The sequence below is a fragment of the Flavobacterium sp. genome, assembly GCF_031363805.1.
Lineage (GTDB): Bacteria > Bacteroidota > Bacteroidia > Flavobacteriales > Flavobacteriaceae > Flavobacterium.
Window position 1 is genome coordinate 1 of sequence record NZ_JANLVD010000268.1, and the last position, 18,721, is coordinate 18,721.

Below are 18,721 nucleotides of genomic sequence, written 5' to 3' on the forward strand. Positions count from 1 at the left end.
AAAATGAAAGGTATATATCTTCAAAATTATCTTGATGAGTTCTGCTACAAACTTAATAGAAGATACTTCGGAGAGTATTTATTTGATAGAATTACTATTGCATTAGTAACTTGTGGTAAATAAACCGAGATACAAATAAAAGAATAACTTTTTTAAATTAATATAAAAAAGCTGTCAATTTTGACAGCTTTTTTTGTTAAAATTGTACCTTTGTCAAAATTTTATCAATGATATTTTCTTTTATTATTCCAGTATACAATCGCCCAGAAGAAATTGATGAGCTTCTGGAGAGTTTAACAAAACAAAATTATAATAAGCCATTTGACGTTCTAATCATTGAAGATGGATCAACAATCACTTGTGAAAATATAATTGCAAAATACAAAACTAAAATAAACATAATATATTATCTTAAATACAATTCTGGACCAGGCGATTCTAGGAATTTTGGAATGAAGCAATCAAAAAATGATTATTTCATTATTTTAGATTCTGATTGTATACTTCCAGAAAATTATCTTACGCAAGTTTCAAATAGTTTACAAAATAAATATGTGGATTGTTTTGGAGGTCCAGATGCTATGTTGCCTAGTTTTTCAAAAATACAAAAAGCTATCAATTTCAGTATGACATCTATTATTACCACTGGTGGAGTTCGAGGCGGATCTGAAAAAATTCAAAAATTTCAACCTAGAAGTTTTAATATGGGATTGTCAAAAAAAGCATTTGAAGCAAGCAATGGATTTTCAAATATTCATCCAGGAGAAGATCCAGATTTAAGCATTAGATTGTGGAAACTTGGATTTGAAACCAAATTAATACACGAAGCTTTTGTTTATCATAAAAGAAGAATCGATTGGGATAAATTTTATACACAAGTGAATAAGTTTGGTAAAGCAAGACCTATATTAAACAAATGGTATCCAGAATACAAAAGTTTAGCATTTTATTTACCCTCAATTTTTGTATTAGGATTTTTTCTTGGAGTTTTCCTTTTAATATTCACTTTTGATTGGATTTTAAAAATTTACTTTGCCTACACAGTTTTGATTTTTTTGATTTCATCATTTCAAAACAAAAATATTTATATAGGCTATTTGTCTATAATTGCAGTATGGAAGCAGTTTTTTGCTTATGGACTGGGTTTTATAAATTCGTTTTTCAAAATAAATATTTTAAAGCAGAAACCAGAACAAGCCTTTCCAGAACTTTTTTTTAAAGTATAAAATGACAAAAATTATTGGATTAACAGGTGGAATAGGAAGCGGTAAAACTACCATAGCACGACTTTTTGAGTCCGAAAATATTCCTGTTTATATAGCAGATATCGAAGCCAAAAAAATAATGCAATTTCCAGAAACTATTAATCAAATTGCTGAGTGCTTTGGAAATGATGCAATATTAAATAATCAAGTCAATACAAAATATTTATCTCAAATAGTATTTGAAAATCCTAAAGAATTAGAAAAACTTAACTCGATAATACACCCATTAGTAAAACTTCATTTTGAAAAATGGGTAAAAAAACAAAAAACTCCATTTGTAATCAAGGAATCTGCCATTTTATTTGAAAGCGGTAGCTATAAATATTGCGATAAAATAATTACTGTCTTTGCATCAGAAGAAACAAGAATATTAAGAGTGATGCTTAGAGACAAATTGTCAAAAGATGAAGTGCAACAAAGAATTAAAAATCAGTGGAGTGATGTTAAAAAAATTTCAATGAGCGATTATACAATCGAAAATGAAAGCGTTACAGTTGCAAAAAAACGATTTGATGTAATTCTTAAAATATTAAAAATACTATATTAAAAACCTACTTTGTTAATGTTTGGTTAATTTTTTTAAGTTGTAAATGTTAAAATGTTAAATTTGTAGTAATGAATAAAACATTGTTTCGCATTGTAGTTTTTTTGATGACAATATCACTATTAGGAATAATTGCGATACAGGGCTATTTGATTAATGCTTCTTTTAAAAATAAAGATGAGCAATTCAAATACCAAGTAAAACAAGTTATAGGAAATGTTTCAAAAAAAATGCAAGAAAATGAAACTTTCACATTTTTAAGTACTTACAATAAACTTAAAGACAGTATTGGACAAGTACCTCAAAAAAGTGAATTGCTTAAGTTTTTTTACGTAGAAAAAAATGCGTTAACCAATGAAACAATTATCTATTCAAATAGTGTTGTAGCTGAAGATTATTCGCTACCATCGTCGTTCTTTGATAAAAATAAAGATTCAACAAAGTTAAAAAACTATGTTTCAAAGCGTTTAACCGAAGTTTACAGTGGAAATTCGTTGAACGATTCTGATTTAAATAGCAATTTTGGTCCAAGCGAAAAAATTGAAAAATCTGGGCGAATGGATATTCTAGACAAAGTTCAATTTGAAATAAATTTTAAAGATATTGCCGCAACAAGATCAATAACTCAAAGAATTTCGAGTCAACAATTACAAAATTTATTGACTTCCGAGCTTAATGTTTATGGTATAAAAACACCTTTTGAATTTGGAATTTTTAGTAATGGATTGGCGACCAAAGTAAAATCGGAGAATTTTAAATATGATAAAAAATATTCATACGATATTCCAGTTTTTACTGATAACGATGGTATAAGCAAGTACCAATTGTTGGTGAGTTTTCCAGAAAAAAAATTGTTTTTAATTTCTGATTTGGTCAGCATATCATTATTGTCATTTTTATTTACAGCCATAATAATTATAGCGTATTATAGTGCTTTGAATCAGTTAAATAAACAAAGACTTATTTCAGAAATAAAAACTGACTTCATAAATAATATGACGCATGAGTTTAAAACACCAATTGCAACTATAAATTTGGCTTTGGATGCTATCAAAAATCCAAAAATCATTGATGACAAGGAAAAAGTTTTTCGTTATCTGCAAATGATCAAAGATGAAAACAAAAGAATGCATGCCCAAGTTGAAAATGTTTTACGAATATCGAAATTAGAAAAAAGAGAATTAGATATTAGCAAAGAATCACACAACATACACGATATTGTTGAAGAAGCTATAGAACATGTCAATTTAATTGTTGAAGATCGAGAAGGAACCATAAATGTAAATTTAAAAGCGACTAGAACTTCGGTTCTACTAAACGATGTGCATTTTACGAACGTTTTGGTTAATATTTTAGAGAATGCTATTAAATATTCTCCTAATCAACCGATTATCGATGTTTCTACAGAAAATATTAAAAATTTTATCATCATTAAAATAAAAGACAAAGGTTTAGGAATAAGCAAAGTGGCACAGAAAAAAATATTCGATAAATTTTATCGAGAACATACAGGAGATATACACAACGTGAAAGGTCACGGTTTGGGTTTATCTTATGTAAAAAGAATAGTAGACGACCATAATGGTGAAGTTATGGTCGAAAGTGAAAAAGGAAAAGGAAGCACATTTATAATCAAATTACCAGTAATTTACTAGTTATGGAAACAGGAAAAAAAATATTATTAGTAGAAGATGATCCAAATTTTGGATCGATACTTCGAGATTATTTAATCATGAACGACTTTGACGTAGTTCTTGCAAAAAATGGTATGGAAGGTTTTGAAAAATTCAAAAAAGAAACCTACGACCTTTGCATACTCGACGTTATGATGCCTTACAAAGATGGTTACACATTGGCCAAGGAAATTCGTGAAAAAAACAAGGAAGTGCCCATTATATTCTTAACAGCAAAATCTATGAAAGAAGATGTGCTGAAAGGATATAAAGTTGGCGCAGACGATTATTTGAACAAACCATTTGATTCTGAAGTTTTACTGATGAAAATCAAAGCCATTATTCAAAGAAAATCGACAGAAAACAAAAATGATGTAAGCAAGTTTGAGTTCAAAATTGGAAATTTTGATTTAAATTCGAAACTTAGGTTTTTGACATTTAAAAATGAAGAACCAATTAAATTGTCACCTAAAGAGAATGAATTGCTAAAAATGTTGGCCGTTTACGAAAACGATTTAATGCCGAGAGAATTAGCCTTGACAAAAATTTGGAGAGATGACAACTATTTTACATCAAGAAGTATGGATGTCTACATTGCCAAACTTAGAAAATATTTAAAACCAGACGATGGTGTCGAAATTTTAAATATTCACGGCGAAGGATTTAGACTAGTTATAAAAAATCCAATATCATAAAAACGAAAAGCTTCAAGAAATTGGAGCTTTTTTTGTTTAATGAATTTGTATTTTCAAATTAATGCAATCGATTATTTCTCCGACTTCAGTTTTAAAATCAAACCAAGTTACATTTTCAGTTCTTTTAAACCAAGTGAGTTGCCTTTTGGAAAACCGTCTGGTGTTTTTTTTGATTTCTTCAATAGCAAATTCGAGTGAAATTTCTCCGTCAAAAAAATGGAATAATTCTCTATAACCTACTGTTTGCAATGCGTTTAATTCTTTATTTTGATACAGATTTTGCACTTCTTTTAATAATCCTCCATTGAACATTAAATCTACCCGCTGGTTTATTCTTTGATAAATTATATTTCTTTCTGCTTCCAGCCCAATTATTATGGGTACAAAATTCCTTTGGTTTTTTTCTTTATTCAAAAAAGTAGAATATGGTTTTCCAGAACCTACACAAACTTCTACAAATCGCATCATGCGTTGTGGGTTTTGCAATGTTTGAGGATTTTCGGTTTCTATTTTGTTGAAATAATGTGAATCTAATTCTTTGAGTTTTTGTTGTAAAAAAACTATTCCATTTTGATTGTGCTGATTTTGGATTTCGTCACGAATTGATTTTTCGATTTCTGGAAACGTATCAAACCCTTTTAAAACAGCATCTACATATAGTCCTGAGCCGCCAACCATGATTTGAATATTGTTTTTCAGAAATAATTGATCCAATTTTACAATGGCTTCTTTTTCAAAATCGCCAACGGTATAATTTTCAAATATTGATTTGTTTTGGATAAAATGATGCGGAATTTGATTCAATTCCTCTTGGCTTGGCACAGCAGTTCCTATTTGCATTTCTTTAAAAAACTGACGACTATCGCACGAAATTATGTCGCATTTAAAGTGTTTTGCCAAAGCAATACTAAGGGAAGTTTTTCCGATGGCTGTAGGTCCAACTATGGTAATTAAGTAGTTCATATAAAGTTTAATTAATCCAAAAATTATGATTATAACGCTACTAGCCTTGGCAGAAGGGAAAATCTTTTGGTTTTGAAATGGATTTTTTCTTGACCAAAAACAACGACCAAAGGAAGTTCGTTTTTTGGCTTAGAAAAAACCATTTCTAAATCAAAAATTTGGAATGATGACGAGATTGGCTTCAAAAAAAATTAAAATTTAATGATTTTTAAATTTCTGGTTTTTCTTATGTGGCTTTGAATAATATTGTTGGTGTCGCGGTTGCTTTGCATTGGGACAATAATGTTTTTTAAAATTTCGATATTGTGAATTTGGTAATTCAAATCGTAAAATGCATAGCCTTGATATATACCATTTTCAATTAAAATGGCACTGCGTTCACTTACGTTTCGACCTCGATCGACAATGATCATATTTTGATTTTCGAAGCTATTTTTATTAATAAATTCCTGTACTCTACTATTGTATTCTTCGGGTTGAATTTCGCCTAAACACCCTCCATCGCACTCTTTTATTTGGTTTTGAAAACAGTTCGAAGTGGCAGAATCTATTCCTGAAAATTTTGGACAAAGTTTGTATTTTGAAACTATGTTCTCCAAGGCTTTGTTGCCTTCAGCTACATTTACAAATGAGGTAATTTCTTTTTTTCGACCGTCAATTTTTTGCAATTTCAAATTCAAATAGCCGTTCGAATCTTTTTCGGAATACAATCCGATATTGAAAATACTTTTTCGCTGAGCAGTATTGTATTTGGGTTTATTGATTTTTATTTCTTCCGATTCTTTCAATAACGCGATTAATTCGGAGCCAGTTTCATCGTAAGTAATGGTGAAAACTTCTGTTTGTAGTTTTTTTGATTTTATGGCGTTTCCTGAAAAATGTTGGTTCAATCTTTTTTTAATATTTCTGCTTTTTCCAATATAAATTAAGGTTCCTTTTTGATTGTGAATGTAATAAATACCAGTTTTGGAAGGTATATTTTCTAACAAATCTTGGAGTTTTGGCGATATTCCATTTTCTACCTCAGATTTAATTAGTTTTTTTACAATAATTTTTTCTAAATCTTTTTCTAAAAGTATTTTGAATAATTTAACTGTCGCCAATGCATCGCCACTGGCTCGATGTCTGTCTGCCATGGGTATTCCGAGGGCTCGAACGAGTTTTCCCAAACTGTGCGATGGCTGTTCGGGCAACAGTTTTTGAGACAATTCGACCGTACACAAATTTTTGGAACTAAATTGATAACCCAATCTTCTGAATTCTGTTTTTAATATTCTATAGTCGAAACTGGCGTTGTGAGCCACCAACACACAATCTTGTGTGATTTCTAAAATGCGTTTGGCTACTTCAAAAAATTTTGGTGCCGATTTTAGCATATCGTTATTTATTCCTGTCAGTTTTACAACAAAAGGTTGGATTGGAATTTCAGGGTTCACCAAACTGATAAACTGATCTACAATTTCGTGCCCATCGAATTTGTAAATCGCTATTTCGGTAATTCCTTCTTCATTGAATTGACCTCCAGTGGTTTCTATGTCTAGTATTGCGTACAAATTTATTATTCAGTGATTAGTAATCAGTGGTCAGTTTAAAAATCATATATCTTTCTTCTTGCATCTTTCTTCTTGCATCTTTAAACTTTCATCTCATCTACTTCCAAAGATACTACTTCCTATTCGAACCATGTTGCTTCCACATTCAATTGCAAGTTGGTAATCGCCAGACATTCCCATTGATAAAAATTTCAGATTAGAATTTTCAGATTTTAATTTTTTATAATTATCGAAAATGGATTTTAAATTTTGAAATTCTTTCTTGATTTGGGATTGATTTTCTGTGAAAGTTGCCATTCCCATAAGTCCAACAATTTGAATATTATTTAGATTTTTTAACGCTTCCGAATTTAGAATTTCTTTTAATTCTGGTTCATCCAATCCAAATTTTGTTTCTTCTTCAGCAATGTGCATTTGCAACAAACAATCAATTACTCTATTGTATTTAAGTGCTTGCTTATTTATTTCTTCGAGTAATTTTAAACTATCCACACCATGAATTAAGCTCACATATTCTGCCATAAATTTCACTTTATTGGTCTGAACGTGACCAATCATGTGCCATTGAATATCTTTAGGCATGGTTTGCCATTTTTCGGTCATTTCTTGGATTTTATTTTCTCCAAAAACTCGCTGACCAGCTTCGTAAGCTTCCATTAAATTTGATACTGGTTTGGTTTTAGAAACCGCAACAAGAGTTATATTTTCTGGAACTGTCGATTTTATTTTATTTAAATTTTCTGTAATTGACATTATAATAGATTAATTTTTTTATAATTTAAAGTTCATAAATCAAAAGGCCACTTCTAAACTTTGGTTCTATATAAGTGCTTTTTGGTGGCATAATCAAATTGTTGTCTGCCAAGGCTTTTATTTCTGAAATATCTGTAGGAAAAAGCATAAATCCTACTTCAAATTCGCCTTCGTCAATGACTTCTTTTATGGTCATTATAGATTGGTTTCCAGGAATATAATCGATTCTTTCGTCGTTTCGTAAATCTATAATTCCTAAAATTGGTTTGAGAACCCTTTCATATAATATTTGAGAATCTAAACTTTCCAATGCCGAATTGAAACTGTTTTCATCCTTTAAACTTAAACTATAAAACTCTGTATCAAAATACATTCCAAACTCGAATTTTTTTGTTGGTTTCCAAAGTTCTTGTCCTTTATTTTTTATCCAAAAATAATTTGCTAATAACAGCAAAAATTCTGTTTTGGAATAATTATTCAAGTCTCGAATAATTCTATTGTATTCATAAATTTTAACATTACTTTCTGCCATTAAAAAACTCATGAAATGATTTAAATTTGGGTTTCCCGAACTTTTGTCTTCCTCAAACAACAATTCTGCGGAAGCTGATCGATGGTGACCATCGGCAATATATAAATCGCCTATTTCTTCAAATTTATTTTGTAACCATTTGATTTCAGATTGATTATCAATTTTCCAAAGTATGTGTTTTTCTTTTTTGGTTGTAGAAAATTCGTATAATGAATTTTCTGATTTTTTAGTTTCAATCCAGGTGTTTAATGCCGCATTATCTGGATAGGTAATTAAAACTGGCTCTGTATTGAAACCCGTTTGATGCAAATAATCTTTGAAAAACTCGACACGATATTGCAAAGTGTCTTCATGCTTTTTTATAATGTTTTTTTGATAATCATCTATAGAAGTTCCAGCAATAATGCCTGTAAAAACTTTATTTTTGGATTGAATTTCATGCAAATAAAAAACGGGCAGTTCTTCTTTTATTAAAACATTTTCATTTTTAAAATCATTGTATTTTTGAGCGACCAGCTTAAAACGTTTTTCCAAACCTATTTTTTGTTGGTTAGTGTACGCTGGATTCAAAATATGAAGAAATGAAAACGGATTAAAATCCAATTGCGATGCCAGTTCAGCAGCCGAATATTCATCGTAAGATCTTGAAGTTACCAAACTGACTTTGTCAAGTGTTGGTCGGACTGCTTTGAAAGGAATTATTTTTGCCATATTTTTTAATCAGCATTTTTTATGAAATGTTGTGATGTTCGTTATTATTCAATTGCTTTAAGACTCAAATCCATGTTGTATACAGAATGTGTCAGCGCGCCTGAAGAAATATAATTGACCCCGCAATTTGCATAATCGCGAATGGTTTTTTCGTTGATATTTCCTGACGATTCGGTTAAGCATTTTTTCCCAATCAATTGAACTGCTGTTTTGGTGTCATCAAAATTAAAGTTGTCAATTAATATTCTGTAAACACCATCAGATTCTAAAATTTCTTTTATTTCATCAAGATTTCTAGCTTCAACAATTATTTTTAGATTCAAGTTGTTTTCCACTAGAAATTTTTTTGTTTTAGCTATAGCCAAAGTAATTCCGCCAGCAAAATCATTGTGATTGTCTTTTAGCATAATCATATCATACAACGCAAACCTGTGGTTTTCGCCACCACCAATTTTGACAGCCCATTTCTCGGCAGCGCGAAATCCTGGTGTGGTTTTCCGAGTATCTAAAATTTTAGTAGTTGTTCCTTGGAGTAAATCAACAAATTTTTTGGTTTTGGTAGCAATGGCACTCATTCTTTGCATGGAATTTAAAACCAATCTTTCTGCCTTGAGTATAGATTGTGAACTGCCAGAAACATGAAAAACTACATCGCCGTATTTTACTTTGCTTCCGTCTTCGATAAATGTTTCAACAATTAAATTATTATCAACATGGTTAAAAATCATTTTTGCAAATTCAACTCCTGCAATTACACCTTCATCTTTGACCAATAATTTTGCTTTTCCAACCGCTGAAGTTGGAATACAAGCCAAGGAACTATAGTCACCATCGCCAATGTCTTCTCTTATTCCGTTGGTAATAATAAGTTTTAATTCTTCTTGAAATTTTGCTTCTGAAATCATTGAATGGTTATTGAATTGCTAAAATAACGATTTTTAGTTATTTGGTGATTAGGTTATTCGGTTATTTGAAAAAACTTTGCAACTTTGTAGTCGTACAATTTACAACTTTAATAAATGAATATTAAACTATTAACTATAGGCAAAACCGATAATAAATCGTTACAGACTCTAATAGAAGATTATACAAAACGCTTGTCTTTTTACATCAAATTTGATTTGGAAATTATTTCAGACATAAAAAATGTCAAAAATTTATCTGAAAGTCAGCAAAAACAAAAAGAAGGTGAATTGATTCTTTCAAAAATATCGGCAACGGATCAATTAATTTTATTGGACGAAAAAGGAAAAACATTTTCTAGTGTTGCTTTTGCTGACGAATTACAGAAAAAAATGAATTCTGGCATCAAAACCTTGGTATTTGTTATTGGTGGTCCGTATGGTTTTAGTGATGAAGTGTATAAAAAAGCAAGCGGAAAAATTTCGCTTTCGTTAATGACATTTTCGCATCAAATGGTTAGGCTTTTTTTTATTGAGCAATTGTATCGCGGATTTACTATCTTGCGCAACGAACCATACCATCATCAATAATGCTTTCTATATTAATTCCAACATATAATTATAGCGCGTATCCGTTGGTTGAAGAATTGTACAATCAATGTGTAGAAGCCAAAATAGTTTTTGAGATTATTGTTTTGGACGATGGTTCTACAGATTTTTTACTTGAAAATAATGACATTAATGGTTTTGAAAATTGTAGACTGGAAAAAAACAAAATTAATTTAGGCAGATCAAAAACTTGCAGTTTTCTTGTTCAATATTCAAAATATGATTGTTTGTTATTGATGGATTGTGACACTTTTCCAAAAGATAACTTATTTATTTCCAATTATTTAAAAATGATTTCTGATGATTATGAAATTTATTTTGGTGGCATTGCCTACAAAAGACAGAGACCAGAAAACAACAAAATATTGCGGTGGAAATATGGCATTAATCGTGAAGAAATAAATATTTGTAAAAGAATTAAAAAACCATACTCAACAACTTTAACATCAAACATTTTATTTAAAAAACAAATATTTGACAAAGTAAAATTTAATGAACAAATTGTAAGTTATGGTTATGAAGATTTAGTTTTTGTTCAGAATTTAAAAAGTTTAAACTATAAAATTAGTCATATTGAAAACAGTACTTTTCATTTAAATTATGAGACTTCGGAAGTTTTTTTAAATAAGACAAAACAAGCGTTAAAAACTTTATATTTTATTGAAAAAAATAAAATTTTGATAATTTCAGAAACTAAAATTCAGAAGTATTTTGGATTAATAAAAAAATTAAAATTAAACTCCATAGTCAATTTTTTATTCAAAAAATTTAATGCTAAGGCAGAAAAAAACTTAACTTCAAAAAATCCTTCTTTGTTTGTTTTTGATTTGTATAAATTGGGTTATTTTTGCTCATTAAAATCAAAATGAATTTTTATTTATTAACTTTATCAAAAAAGTTTTTCCATAATATCATCACTTTATCTAAATCATATCTTGCTATAGTTTCCCTGCCACTTTTGGCTATTTGAATTCTTAAATCTTGATTTTGTATAAGCTGATTTACTTTTTCGGCAAACGAAATTAGATTGCCATCTTCAATCAAAAAACCATCTTTATTATCTTCAATGATACTTCTCGGTCCAATAGGACAATCAAAAGCAATGACTGGCAAACCTGAAGACATCGCCTCTAAAATTACCATACCAAAACCTTCAAACCTTGATGTCATTAAATACATTGCCGCTTCTTGGTATTTTTGTTGAATGTTTTTGACTGGGATATAAAAAGTAACATTTGATGCTATATCAAGCTCTTTAACTAATTGTTCTAATCCTAATTCTTGATTCTTGCCTCCGTAAATTTCTAATTGCCAATCTGGGTGTTTGTCTGTAACCAATTTCCAAATTTTAAGTACTCTATCTATTCCTTTTTCGTAGGAATGTCGTGCTACAACAATTGCTTTTTTTAAATTTAAGTTTGACGATGCATGATTTGTAGTTTCTAAACAATTAGGAATAACAAAACCATCATTGACAGACCATTCTTTTAAACTCTCGTCTGACAATGCTACAAAGAAATCAAATTTATTGGCACAAAAATCTTTGTATGTATATTTTAAATTATGAAAAATTGTTGAGAAAAATGTTTTTTTATAGTAGGCTGATTCGTTATATTTTGAGCCATGGACTTCAAAAACAACTGGGATTTTGGTTTTAATTATTAAAGGTATTGTAAAACCTTTTAGACCAAAATCGGAAACTATAATACAATCTGGCTTTAAAATATCTACATGATTTTGAACTTGTTTTTTATATTCTAAAAGTCTTGCCAGTTTTCTGGATTTTGATTCAATAAAATGAAAACTTATATTTTTATTAAAATTAAAAAATAAATCTTCACCAAGATCTGGAGAAAGAATATCTATTTTATAACCAAAATTTTCGATAAAATAATTAGTTTTTATTGCCATTATTCTTTGAAGTCCTCCATCTCCTTTTATTTGAGATGTAATATATAATAGTTTCATTCTTTAGATTGTAAAAAATCGACATAATCTCTTATATAATCTTCTTCTTTAAAAATATCTGAATTGAGAACCATACAAATAGCTCCTGAAGAAAAATTACCGAGTTCGCGCCAAATTCCAGGTGTAATATGCAATCCTGTATTGGGTTTGTTTAAAAAATAACTTTTTTTATCAAGTCCATCATCAACAATAACCTCAAAACTTCCGCTCAAAGCTATCAGCACTTCGTTTTGATCAATATGTGAATGCCCGCCTCTATGAGCCGAACTAGGCACATCATATAAATAATAAACCCGTTTAAAATTGAATGATAAAAAACCTTCTTGAATAAACGCAAGATTACCTCTAGCATCTTCAATAACTGGAAGTTCTATTAATTTAATATGAGATAACTTTGACATTTTTATATATCTATGGTTAATAATTTTTAGCAAGAATTGTTTGGCGTATAATGATTTAGTATTTTAGCCTCAAATATAATATTCTATATTTAAATAATGCAAAATAATATGTTGGTAACCGTAATTTGCTTGTGCTATAATCATGACTCGTTTGTGATTCAAGCATTAGAATCTGTTATTAACCAAAGCTATAAAAATATTGAGTTGATTGTTGTGGACGATTACAGTACTGATAACTCAAGAGTTACAATAGAAAACTGGCTAAAAAATTATCCAGAAATACAGTTTATTGCAAATGATGTCAATTTAGGCAACACAAAATCTTTCAATAATGCTTTAAAGATAGCTAAAGGAAAATTTATTATAGACTTGGCTGCTGATGATGTTTTGCTACAAAATGCTATTGCAATGCAAATAAATGGTTTTGAAAAAAGTACCTATGATAATCTTGCTATTGTATATGGAAATGCAGAATTAATAACCGAATCTGGCTGTTTTGAATCTTATTATTTTGAGGTCGATGCACAAAAAAAAGTCATAAAAAAAAGACCTACAGGCGATATCTATGCAAATATATTATCTGGTGGTGTTAGTATTTGTTCCGTTTCGGCAATGGTTAAAAAAGAAGTTTATGATATTTTAAATGGCTATGATGAAAACCTATATTATGAAGATTTAGATTTCTGGATCAGGGCTTCCCGAAATTATCAGTTTGATTTTGTTGATGAAATAATAATTCAAAAAAGAATAGTTGAAAATTCTTTGGGATCTCTTTTTTATAATAAAAATGATGTCCGATCAAAGAAGATAAATTTTTCTACTTATTTAATTTTAAAGAAAACACTACAATTGAATAAAACTAGAGAAGAAAATAAGACAGTTTTAAAAAGAATACATTTTGAAATAATTTTGAATTTTAAAAATAGAAATTTTGGATTGTTATTAAAGTATTTGTATTTGGAAATTCGATTTAGAATTAAGGTAATTTAAACAAACTAAATATTATTAAGAGATCATTCTATATTATTATTAAAAAAGATTCTAATAATTCTTTTTCTTTATCCCAATCTCTAGTGTAATTTTTTTTTATCAATTTAGCAGGAATGCCAGCTAATAAAATGTTATTCCCTAAATTTGAATAATCTTTGTTGCATAGTGAATTTGAGCCAACAACACAATAATCTGGAGTTTTAGTATTTAGCCTTATTGAAACTCTGTTTGATATAGAATTGTGTGTGCCTATCCGTACTGGAGCTGTTATTGGTATATCTTCTCCTGTGAAACTATTTTTCATTGGATGTGAATTAGTGTCAACTATCTGAGATTCATATCCAATTCTGGCCCAGTCACCTATTATTACTTCATCAGTACAAATAATCTTTACATCAGAACCCAAACAAGACATATAACCAAATTCACAATAGGCATTTTCACCAATGTACATAGAAACATCTTTACCAATGTGCATATTACCATTAAAAACAATTTTACCTCGCAAAAAAATTTCAGCATTTCCCTTTTCTTTTTTGAATAATTCAAAACGTTGACCATATCCTATCATTCCACGCTTTACAGTGCCATTAATAATAACTTCACCTTTTAAACTCTGAAATTTTATTTTTCCATAAAAAAAAACAGGTAACTTTAAGGCTATCTCAAATGGAAATTTTCTTAAATTAAAGTAGATAGTTTTAGTCCAATTTACAGAATAATATAGTTTAACAAGTCGATGTAAACTTCTTAATTTTCTATATATATTTTTGAGAAGTTTTATCATTTTTTTTTATTAAACTTAACTATTATAATTTCTTTTAAATTTATTTTTTTATTTAAATGATATATTGAGAAAAGTATTGAACATAAAAACATTATTATCATTAAAACCGTTTTTATTACTGAATTGTTAATGTATCGCAATACGAAAGTAATAAAACACATTAAAATGCACAACAAATATGTTTTATAAAAATTACTATTGAGATAAAGGTTATAGTTCTTTTTAATAATTATTTTTAAACCATAAAAGTGAATGAAATAATAAATTAAAAAACTAAATCCAAGGCCCGTAAGTCCGTAAAAATAATAACTTAAAATATTTAATATTAAAGAAATAATATTAAATCCTAAAGCTGTTTTTATAAATAACTTTGAATCACCTTTGGCTATCAATATAAAACCCATAGACCAAGAAACTGCTTTAAAAAGCATTCCTAAAACTCCCCAAGAAATCATTGTTGTGATAATTAAAAAATCTTTAGAATACAATACTTCAACAATAATAGAAGCAAGCAATAAAAAAAGAATAATTATTGGGGTTATAATCAAAATTGCGATAGTTGCTTGTTCCAGTAATAATTTACTTACTTTTACTTTATTATTTATTATAGCAGTTAATCTTGGAAAATAATCTGTTGTCATAGCTGTAAAAATAATTCCAACATATGAATTTAAAATTGTAAATCCTGCATTGTAAAATCCAACTTGAGCTATATTTCCTAATCTATTAATGAAAATTTGTATCATGTAAGTAGATGCAAGTGTTATAAATCCACTTAAACTTAACATAATTCCTAAATGCAATATTATCTTAGATTCTTCAAAAGTTTCTTGATTTGTTAATTGTACTAATGGTAATTTAATTTTATTTGAAAAATAAAATGCTATTAAATATCCAATAACAGAGGATACAATAATAGAAGGTACAATTCCTTGTATTTTCCAATGATAGTAAATTGGAATTGTTAATAATAAACCAAAAAAACTACCATAAATATTGGCTCTCGCTAAATCATTGAGTTTTCTTAAACCGTGAAGAATTGCGAGTTTACCTGATGTTAATTGTTTCAATAATAATGAAATAGAAATCCAAATAAAGTAGATAGTATAGTTTGAATTACCAAAAGTAACTCTACTTAACCAATATGAAAATAAGATTGTAAAGATGAATGCTAAACACCCTGTATACCAAACTAATTTATTTACTATACTTGCTATTTTTGATATCTTTAAAATGTTTCCATCACATTCGGCAATTACTTTTGTTGCACTAGTTTGTAATCCAAAATTTGTAAAACCAACTATTAACTCCATTGATGAATTAAGTAATCCCAAAACACCAATTCCTAAGGGTCCAACAAGTAAAGTAATTAATTTTGTCCTAATTACTGCAATAAAAATAGTGAAAAACTGAACTCCTCCAAAAAGGGAAGTAGATTTTAAAATTTGTGTGTATGAAAGTTTACTTTCAGACATTTATTAAAACTCGTTTAAAATTTTAACTACATATTTAATCTGATCTACTGTCAATACAGGGCTCATTGGCAAACTTATGACTTCTTCATGAATTTTTTCGGTAATTGGAAATGATAGGTGATTAAACTGTGACAAAGCTTTTTGTCTGTGTGGCGGAATTGGATAATGAATTAACGAATTAATATCGTCTTTCAATAAATAATCCTGCAATTTTAGCCTGTTTTCTGTACGTACCACAAACAAATGAAATACATGATTGATATTTCCTTGGTGTTTTGGCAATATAATTTTTGGATTATTTATGTTCGATAAATAGTAATTGGCAAACATATTCCGTTGTCTGTTATCAGAATCCAAATTTTTGAGTTTTATATTCAAAAAAGCGGCTTGAATTTCGTCCAATCTGGAATTAATACCTACATAATCGTTATAATATTTGGTTTTTGAACCATAATTGCGAAGCGATTTGATAATTTCTGCCAGTTTATCATCGTTGGTCGTTACGGCACCACCATCGCCCAAAGCGCCTAAATTTTTACCTGGATAAAAGCTAAAAGCTGCAGCATTGGATAAATTTCCTGCCCTTTTATTATCTAAGAAAGCACCATGGGCTTGCGCAGCATCTTCAATAACAAGCAAATTATTTTTGGAGGCAATTTGATTAATTTGATCCATTTCGGCAATTTGTCCATACAAATGAACTGCCAAAATAATTTTTGTTTTTGGTGTTATTTTCTCTTGGATTAAATATGGATTTATGTTATAAGTGTCAATATTTGGTTCTACCAAAACTGGCACTAAATCTACTTGTAAAATTGCCAAAATACTAGCTATATAAGTGTTTGCTGGAACAATAACTTCATCTCCTTTTTGAAGTTTGCCTAGCTGAATGTAGGCTTTGAAAATAAGTATCAATGCATCAAGACCATTGCCAACCCCAATAGCGTGATTTGTGCCACAGAATTTAGCAAAATTTGTTTCAAAAATTTTGACTTCGGAGCCTAAGATATACCAACTAGAGTCCATTACGTCTTGCAATTTTCTTTGAAATTGTTTTTCGTATGGTTTGTTTATTTTGTGTAAATCTAAAAATGGAATCATAATACTATATTTTCTAATAAATTAAAGTTGGCGGTTTCTATTTCGTAAAAATCTTGACAAACGGTACTTGCGCCAAAACTTTCTTTCCAAAAATTCAATCCGCCATTTATTTTTTTTCCTTGATCTTCATTGGATGTTCCAAAATCAAAAAAATCTTTGTCTTTAAAAACATCTGTAATTAAATAATGGTACAAATAATCTAAACTTCCCAATTCATTTTTGCTATTGTCACCAGATATATATTGGGAATGTGCTACGGATTCGGTTTCAAAGATAGTAGTTCCTGCCACAATTTTATTATTTGAATACACATTAAATTGCCTAATTTGCTTAGGAAATTTGATATTGAGCATTTTTATTTCATTAACTGAGTGCACTGGTTCTGCTTGGTGTTTTAATTTTAGATTTGGAATTAAAATTTCATTCCAAAACCCTTCAAAATTAGGCTCTTCAATGATTTTTAATTTATTTTGTATTCCTTTGTTTATACCTTCAAATCTGCCTTTTGATATTGAAAATGGCTTTGTCAAATTAATAACCGACATGGAATCTCGACGGATTAATTTCGATTTTACTAAAAATAATGGATAAAGTAATTCTTCCGAAGGCAATGAAGTGTATATATTTGGAATTCTTTTTAATAAAATTGTATTGATATTATTTTGATTCAAAAAAATTAAAATTGTCTTAAAAATATCAATAACTCCTATTAATTTTATTTTTTCGGAATAAATCAAACCTCCATAGGTTAAACCTTGATGGGAAAAAATAGTCTTTTCAACAATATTTGCTGGTAAAACTGATACTAATTTTTCATTTTCAAAAACAAGTAGAGAAAAGTCATCAAATTTATCTTTATGGTAATCCATAAAATCACGATGAAACAAAAAAGTTGCATTTTTTGCCTTACTTATAAAAGCATTCCAAAGTTCAAAGTCGGTAACTTCATATTTTCGAACTGAATAATTTTTCAAATTTGATTCATTTTAACTTCGGAAAATTACATATTTTTTTGAATTATTGCAATAAAAATAATACAAACTACATGTTTCGGGTATAAAAATTATAATCTTTTAATATGGTTTGAATAAAATCTGAGTCAATTCCTGATTGGTTTTTTATTCCAGTAACTGTTTCTATTTTTACACATAATTTTCTTATGGTTTCAAAATCACCATTTGGTCTGGCAATCTGGAAAGTTTCTTTGATAATTCTCATATCGTTATCAGACAATTTAATGACCAAAGGATAGGTCGGAATATAATCTTCATTGATATCTACTAAAATAGTACTATTAATATTTATATCATTTTTTAAAGTAATCACAGCTGTTCCTGCGGCCATATCGCCAAGTCGTTGCACTTTGCTGCTTACAATCATGGCAATTAATCCTATTAATCCAGATAGCATATTGTTTTCAACAATTCTAAATATCCATCTTATCAAATAATCGCCAAATCCCGCTTGGTAACCATCGATTTTTACGACTTTAATTTTTATTAATTTTTTTCCGATGGTTTGACCTTCAAAAATGCTTTCAAGAGTTACCGTATAAATCATTACGGGAAAAAAAAACAAAATTATAATGGCTATTTGCGACCAATTATCCATTTTATCCATGATTTCACTTAATCCGAAAAGGTAAAAAACAATAGAAAAAACAACTATTATATAAGCCATTTTAATAAGAAAATCTAGGAAACTAGCCAGCATTCTTTCGCCAACGGAAGCCGCTTTAAAATTTATATTAACATTTTGCGTAGTATTTATTGATAATTCTGACATATTTTATACTTTAG

Annotated in this window: 19 protein-coding genes and 1 pseudogene; 8 read left to right on the plus strand and 12 right to left on the minus strand. The window is 28.8% G+C overall.

Going from position 1 to position 18,721, the window contains the following annotated elements; translation table 11 throughout:
- From RMN92_RS14195 to RMN92_RS14215, 5 genes and pseudogenes are all read left to right on the plus strand, one after another.
- Positions 1–123, plus strand: a pseudogene (locus RMN92_RS14195) (IS1595 family transposase); the annotation flags it as partial.
- A 104-nt stretch (positions 124–227) separates the two neighbouring features.
- Positions 228–1,226, plus strand: coding sequence for a glycosyltransferase (locus RMN92_RS14200; RefSeq protein ID WP_309610097.1), 999 nt, complete (start codon positions 228–230; stop codon positions 1,224–1,226).
- 1 nt (position 1,227) lies between these two features.
- On the plus strand, positions 1,228–1,812 hold the full coding sequence (coaE, locus tag RMN92_RS14205; protein WP_309610098.1) for a dephospho-CoA kinase: 585 nt from the start codon (positions 1,228–1,230) through the stop codon (positions 1,810–1,812).
- A 68-nt stretch (positions 1,813–1,880) separates the two neighbouring features.
- Positions 1,881–3,464 carry a HAMP domain-containing sensor histidine kinase gene (locus RMN92_RS14210; protein ID WP_309610099.1) on the plus strand — a complete coding sequence of 528 codons (1,584 nt, stop codon included), beginning with the start codon at positions 1,881–1,883 and terminating at the stop codon, positions 3,462–3,464.
- A 2-nt stretch (positions 3,465–3,466) separates the two neighbouring features.
- Positions 3,467–4,177 (plus strand): response regulator transcription factor, encoded by a 711-nt coding sequence (locus RMN92_RS14215; protein WP_309610100.1) that lies wholly within the window; start codon positions 3,467–3,469, stop codon positions 4,175–4,177.
- Between the two features lie 36 nt (positions 4,178–4,213).
- Here the strand turns inward: RMN92_RS14215 and miaA are convergent, their stop codons facing one another.
- The 5 genes from miaA to nadC form a co-directional block, all read right to left on the minus strand.
- Positions 4,214–5,140 (minus strand): tRNA (adenosine(37)-N6)-dimethylallyltransferase MiaA, encoded by a 927-nt coding sequence (miaA, locus tag RMN92_RS14220; protein WP_309610101.1) that lies wholly within the window; start codon positions 5,138–5,140, stop codon positions 4,214–4,216.
- A 191-nt stretch (positions 5,141–5,331) separates the two neighbouring features.
- Positions 5,332–6,693: an exonuclease domain-containing protein gene (locus RMN92_RS14225; protein ID WP_309610102.1), complete on the minus strand. Its 1,362-nt coding sequence runs from the start codon at positions 6,691–6,693 to the stop codon at positions 5,332–5,334.
- Positions 6,694–6,786: 93 nt separating this feature from the next.
- Positions 6,787–7,446, minus strand: coding sequence for a YggS family pyridoxal phosphate-dependent enzyme (locus RMN92_RS14230; RefSeq protein WP_309610103.1), 660 nt, complete (start codon positions 7,444–7,446; stop codon positions 6,787–6,789).
- Between the two features lie 25 nt (positions 7,447–7,471).
- Positions 7,472–8,689, minus strand: a complete 1,218-nt coding sequence (locus tag RMN92_RS14235) for a DUF1015 domain-containing protein (RefSeq protein ID WP_309610104.1) — start codon at positions 8,687–8,689, stop codon at positions 7,472–7,474.
- A gap of 44 nt (positions 8,690–8,733) precedes the next feature.
- Entirely contained in the window at positions 8,734–9,594 is an 861-nt protein-coding gene (gene nadC / locus RMN92_RS14240) for a carboxylating nicotinate-nucleotide diphosphorylase (RefSeq protein WP_309610105.1), read from the minus strand.
- Positions 9,595–9,708: 114 nt separating this feature from the next.
- Here nadC and rlmH point away from each other — a divergent pair, with 114 nt between their 5' ends.
- Complete coding sequence (rlmH, locus tag RMN92_RS14245; protein WP_309610106.1) at positions 9,709–10,182, plus strand: 23S rRNA (pseudouridine(1915)-N(3))-methyltransferase RlmH; 474 nt, start codon at positions 9,709–9,711, stop codon at positions 10,180–10,182.
- Entirely contained in the window at positions 10,182–11,069 is an 888-nt protein-coding gene (locus tag RMN92_RS14250) for a glycosyltransferase (RefSeq protein WP_309610107.1), read from the plus strand. The genes rlmH and RMN92_RS14250 overlap by 1 nt, the downstream gene beginning before the upstream one ends.
- 4 nt (positions 11,070–11,073) lie before the next feature.
- Here the strand turns inward: RMN92_RS14250 and RMN92_RS14255 are convergent, their stop codons facing one another.
- Together RMN92_RS14255 and RMN92_RS14260 are read right to left on the minus strand one after the other, a co-directional pair.
- A complete protein-coding gene (locus RMN92_RS14255; RefSeq protein WP_309610108.1) occupies positions 11,074–12,168 on the minus strand; it encodes a glycosyltransferase in 1,095 nt (364 codons plus the stop codon).
- A complete protein-coding gene (locus tag RMN92_RS14260) occupies positions 12,165–12,569 on the minus strand; it encodes an FdtA/QdtA family cupin domain-containing protein (RefSeq protein WP_309610109.1) in 405 nt (134 codons plus the stop codon). Before RMN92_RS14260 ends, RMN92_RS14255 begins: the two co-directional genes overlap by 4 nt.
- A gap of 96 nt (positions 12,570–12,665) precedes the next feature.
- Between RMN92_RS14260 and RMN92_RS14265 the strand changes: the two genes are divergently transcribed.
- A complete protein-coding gene (locus tag RMN92_RS14265; protein ID WP_309610110.1) occupies positions 12,666–13,559 on the plus strand; it encodes a glycosyltransferase in 894 nt (297 codons plus the stop codon).
- A gap of 28 nt (positions 13,560–13,587) precedes the next feature.
- On the opposite strand, the gene RMN92_RS14270 is transcribed toward RMN92_RS14265, so the two are convergent.
- From RMN92_RS14270 to RMN92_RS14290, 5 genes are all read right to left on the minus strand, one after another.
- Entirely contained in the window at positions 13,588–14,346 is a 759-nt protein-coding gene (locus RMN92_RS14270; protein ID WP_309610111.1) for a transferase, read from the minus strand.
- Complete coding sequence (locus RMN92_RS14275) at positions 14,343–15,821, minus strand: oligosaccharide flippase family protein (RefSeq protein WP_309610112.1); 1,479 nt, start codon at positions 15,819–15,821, stop codon at positions 14,343–14,345. The genes RMN92_RS14270 and RMN92_RS14275 overlap by 4 nt, the downstream gene beginning before the upstream one ends.
- 3 nt (positions 15,822–15,824) lie before the next feature.
- Entirely contained in the window at positions 15,825–16,922 is a 1,098-nt protein-coding gene (locus RMN92_RS14280; protein ID WP_309610113.1) for a DegT/DnrJ/EryC1/StrS family aminotransferase, read from the minus strand.
- Entirely contained in the window at positions 16,919–17,896 is a 978-nt protein-coding gene (locus tag RMN92_RS14285; RefSeq protein ID WP_309610114.1) for a GNAT family N-acetyltransferase, read from the minus strand. Before RMN92_RS14285 ends, RMN92_RS14280 begins: the two co-directional genes overlap by 4 nt.
- A gap of 67 nt (positions 17,897–17,963) precedes the next feature.
- Positions 17,964–18,707, minus strand: coding sequence for an RDD family protein (locus RMN92_RS14290; RefSeq protein ID WP_309610115.1), 744 nt, complete (start codon positions 18,705–18,707; stop codon positions 17,964–17,966).
- Between the last annotated feature and the right edge of the window lie 14 nt (positions 18,708–18,721).

What these genes read in the sequence shown, in the direction of transcription:
- RMN92_RS14200 (WP_309610097.1), top strand. Translation starts at nt 228, where the DNA reads ATGATATTTTCTTTTATTATTCCAGTATACAATCGCCCAGAAGAAATT.
- coaE (WP_309610098.1), top strand. Translation starts at nt 1,228, where the DNA reads ATGACAAAAATTATTGGATTAACAGGTGGAATAGGAAGCGGTAAAACT.
- RMN92_RS14210 (WP_309610099.1), top strand. Translation starts at nt 1,881, where the DNA reads ATGAATAAAACATTGTTTCGCATTGTAGTTTTTTTGATGACAATATCA.
- RMN92_RS14215 (WP_309610100.1), top strand. Translation starts at nt 3,467, where the DNA reads ATGGAAACAGGAAAAAAAATATTATTAGTAGAAGATGATCCAAATTTT.
- miaA (WP_309610101.1), bottom strand. Translation starts at nt 5,140, where the DNA reads ATGAACTACTTAATTACCATAGTTGGACCTACAGCCATCGGAAAAACT.
- RMN92_RS14230 (WP_309610103.1), bottom strand. Translation starts at nt 7,446, where the DNA reads ATGTCAATTACAGAAAATTTAAATAAAATAAAATCGACAGTTCCAGAA.
- RMN92_RS14235 (WP_309610104.1), bottom strand. Translation starts at nt 8,689, where the DNA reads ATGGCAAAAATAATTCCTTTCAAAGCAGTCCGACCAACACTTGACAAA.
- nadC (WP_309610105.1), bottom strand. Translation starts at nt 9,594, where the DNA reads ATGATTTCAGAAGCAAAATTTCAAGAAGAATTAAAACTTATTATTACC.
- rlmH (WP_309610106.1), top strand. Translation starts at nt 9,709, where the DNA reads ATGAATATTAAACTATTAACTATAGGCAAAACCGATAATAAATCGTTA.
- RMN92_RS14250 (WP_309610107.1), top strand. Translation starts at nt 10,182, where the DNA reads ATGCTTTCTATATTAATTCCAACATATAATTATAGCGCGTATCCGTTG.
- RMN92_RS14255 (WP_309610108.1), bottom strand. Translation starts at nt 12,168, where the DNA reads ATGAAACTATTATATATTACATCTCAAATAAAAGGAGATGGAGGACTT.
- RMN92_RS14260 (WP_309610109.1), bottom strand. Translation starts at nt 12,569, where the DNA reads ATGTCAAAGTTATCTCATATTAAATTAATAGAACTTCCAGTTATTGAA.
- RMN92_RS14265 (WP_309610110.1), top strand. Translation starts at nt 12,666, where the DNA reads ATGCAAAATAATATGTTGGTAACCGTAATTTGCTTGTGCTATAATCAT.
- RMN92_RS14270 (WP_309610111.1), bottom strand. Translation starts at nt 14,346, where the DNA reads ATGATAAAACTTCTCAAAAATATATATAGAAAATTAAGAAGTTTACAT.
- RMN92_RS14275 (WP_309610112.1), bottom strand. Translation starts at nt 15,821, where the DNA reads ATGTCTGAAAGTAAACTTTCATACACACAAATTTTAAAATCTACTTCC.
- RMN92_RS14280 (WP_309610113.1), bottom strand. Translation starts at nt 16,922, where the DNA reads ATGATTCCATTTTTAGATTTACACAAAATAAACAAACCATACGAAAAA.
- RMN92_RS14290 (WP_309610115.1), bottom strand. Translation starts at nt 18,707, where the DNA reads ATGTCAGAATTATCAATAAATACTACGCAAAATGTTAATATAAATTTT.